Origin of the sequence: Lentihominibacter faecis (assembly GCF_014306095.1) — a bacterium.
Classification (GTDB): domain Bacteria; phylum Bacillota; class Clostridia; order Peptostreptococcales; family Anaerovoracaceae; genus Lentihominibacter; species Lentihominibacter faecis.
Genome location: NZ_JACRWC010000016.1, coordinates 1 through 2,971, shown reverse-complemented (window position 1 = coordinate 2,971; position 2,971 = coordinate 1). Strand labels below are relative to the sequence as shown.

Sequence of the window (2,971 nt, the reverse complement as noted above, 5' to 3'; positions counted from 1 at the left end):
TGGGCTCGGAGATGTGTATAAGAGACAGGCTCCCAGATAGGCCAGAAGATCGATCCAGCTGACGTGGATCCTGTCCTGATAACTGTCCACATCGATGTCCATGGCTTGTTTCAGCGGTTCGTAGGGCACGTTGAATTCCACCCATTTCAGCGGTTTTTCGGGGTCGGAAACTTTGCGGCTCAGAGGCAGGAGCGGCTGCTCGGAAAGGGCGGTCAGACACATGGAACAGAGGATGCTGACGATAAGAAGAGAGGCGAACACGAATCTTGCTTTTTTCTTTTTCATACGAAACCTCCCGCGGAGCGGTCTTTGCAGAAATGCAGAAGACGCGCAGATAGTAAACCGTATGCGGGTTTTCCTTGTTTTATGTCTTGGAGATCAGCGGTGATTCGTGGTATAATACGAGATTAGAAGTGTCAAATACGAGGAGGGACCCTATGAAGATCGCATTCCATACGCTTGGATGCAAAGTAAATCAGTATGAATCGGAGGCAATCGCGGCGGCGTTCGAACAGCAGGGATACACTGTGGTGGACGAGCGGGAGTTTGCCGATGTTTACGTGATCAATACCTGCACGGTCACGGCTGTAGCGGATAAAAAGTCCCGGCAGTATATTCGCAGGATGAAGAAGGTGAATCCCGACAGCGTGGTGGTGGTGACGGGCTGCTACGCTCAGATCAGCCCGGAGGAAGTGTCGGCGGTAGACGGTGTGGATATCGTGGCGGGCACCAATGAAAAGAGCCATCTGACGGATTACGTCGCGGAATTTCAGGAACACGGCATGCGCCAGCTTCACGTCAAGGGCTACGAGGAACTGGATGTTTTCGACGAGACAGGCCTGGTGGTCAACACGGAAAACCGGACGAGGGCGTATATCAAGATCCAGGAGGGATGTAATCGTTTTTGCTCCTACTGCGTCATCCCGTATGCACGGGGCAAAGTGCGGAGCCGGGGGCTTTCGGAAATCGTGGCGGAAGCAGAAAAGCTGATCACCGGCGGGTATCGTGAGATCGTGCTGACGGGCATCAATACGGCTCTTTATGAGATGGAGCAGATCCGGCCTGATGAGGCGGGCAGACTGCCGGAGGAGCCTTACGGTGTGGAGAAGGTCATCGCTGCCCTGAGCGATATCCCGGGGGATTTTCGTATCCGTTTGAGCTCTTTGGAACCGGCGGTGGTTGATGCGGATTATGTAAAGAGACTTTTGAAGTACGACAAGCTGTGCCATCATCTTCACCTTTCTGCTCAGAGCGGCAGCAGTCAGGTGCTTGCGGCCATGAACCGGCCGTATGACAGAGAGGCTTACATGGATATTGTTTCGACGCTGCGGAAAGCAGATCCGTATTACGGATTATCGACGGATATCATCGTGGGTTTTCCAGGAGAAAAGGAAGCGGATTTTGAGGATAGCTGCAGCTTGGTGGAAGAATGCACTTTCTGCAAAACTCACATCTTCAAGTATTCCAAGCGGCCGTTTACCAAGGCGGCCTCTATGAAAGGGCATGTGGCTCCGCAGGTGAAAAACCGCAGGAGCGACAAGCTCCACGACGTGGGAAAGAAGTCGGCAGAAACGTTCTTTGCTGAAAATAAAGGACGGATGGAACGGGTGCTGCTGGAAGAATTGCTGGAGGATCAGCAGATGATCACCGGCTATACGGGCAACTACATCAAGGTGTACGTGCCCTATGAGGATCCGGAGGCTGCACAGGGGATGCTGAACCAGTTCGTTTCGGTGGAGCTGTTAGAAGTATGCCGGGATGGCATGCGGGGACGGATGGTGGAAAGGCGAGACCAGTTATAGCGTAATAGGATGAAGTTGGTAGGATGATCGGCAGGTGGATATGAGAGACAAAATCATTATAATAGAAGATGATGCGGCGCTGGCTGCCGGGCTTGGCCGGGCACTGGCATCACAGCAGCGTGATATCAGGATATGCGGCAAACTGGCAGATGCCCGAAAGCTGATGGCGGGATCAACGCCTGCTCTCATTATACTGGATGTGAATCTTCCGGATGGAAGCGGGTTCGAGTTTCTCAAGGAGCTGCGGCAGCAAAGCGATGTGCCTGTGATACTGCTGACTGCGAACGATATTGAGACCGATATCGTCAGCGGGCTGGAAATGGGCGCAGACGACTATATCACCAAACCCTTCAGCCTTGCAGTGCTCCGTGCGCGGGTGAACACGCAGCTTCGCAGAAAAGCGATACAGGAAACCGCAGTATGCCTGGGGAAATACCGCTTCGATTTTCAGTGCATGGAGTTTTATGCAGAGGGAAGGCCGGTGGAGCTCAGCAAGACGGAGCAGAAGCTGTTGAGGATCTTTATTGAAAATCGTGGCATTACACTTAGCCGGGGAAGTCTTGTGGATCGCGTATGGACGGATGGTGCGGAGTATGTGGATGAAAATGCGCTTTCCGTGACGGTCAAGAGACTAAGGGATAAGCTGGGTGCAAAGGATGATATAAAGACCGTTTATGGCAAAGGCTATATGTGGGTGAAAGAAGATGAGTAATATCACAATAGTTGCAGTTGCGGCAGCTGTGATCGTCGTGCTGGTATCGGTGATCGCAGTGGCGGTAATGCACAGGAAACAGCGCAGGATCATGGACAGTATTGAAGAAATGCTGGAGACTGCGCGGAAGGGAAGTTTTAAAGAACAGGATTTCGATGAGTCGAGATTTTCTGCACTGGAAAACAGGTTCGCGGATTATCTTTTGACATCGGAGATCTCAGCAGAGCGTGTAAAGAACGAAAAAGAAAAGATCAAGACTTTGATATCCGATATCTCTCACCAGACGAAGACCCCGATCGCAAATATACAGCTGTATTCGGAACTGCTCGATGAGATGGAACTGCCTCAGTCTGCGAAAGAGTACACTTTTCAGCTTCATACACAGACGGAAAAGCTTAGTTTCCTTATCACTTCTCTAGTGAAACTGTCGCGTCTGGAAACCGGGATAGTCGCATTG

The 2,971-nt window shown here is 51.6% G+C and carries 4 protein-coding genes; 3 read left to right on the top strand and 1 reads right to left on the bottom strand.

Going from position 1 to position 2,971, the window contains the following annotated elements; translation table 11 throughout:
- Positions 1-285, bottom strand: a 285-nt coding sequence (locus tag H8876_RS00945) for a hypothetical protein (protein ID WP_465250720.1), incomplete at its 3' end; no start/stop codon positions are given.
- 152 nt (positions 286-437) lie between these two features.
- On the opposite strand from H8876_RS00945, the gene mtaB reads away from it, so the two are divergent.
- The 3 genes from mtaB to H8876_RS00930 form a co-directional block, all read left to right on the top strand.
- On the top strand, positions 438-1,802 hold the full coding sequence (mtaB, locus tag H8876_RS00940) for a tRNA (N(6)-L-threonylcarbamoyladenosine(37)-C(2))-methylthiotransferase MtaB (RefSeq protein WP_249286155.1): 1,365 nt from the start codon (positions 438-440) through the stop codon (positions 1,800-1,802).
- A gap of 40 nt (positions 1,803-1,842) precedes the next feature.
- Positions 1,843-2,514, top strand: a complete 672-nt coding sequence (locus H8876_RS00935) for a response regulator transcription factor (protein ID WP_249286154.1) — start codon at positions 1,843-1,845, stop codon at positions 2,512-2,514.
- Positions 2,507-2,971, top strand: a 465-nt coding sequence (locus H8876_RS00930; protein WP_283241716.1) for a histidine kinase dimerization/phospho-acceptor domain-containing protein, incomplete at its 3' end; no start/stop codon positions are given. The genes H8876_RS00935 and H8876_RS00930, both read left to right, overlap by 8 nt.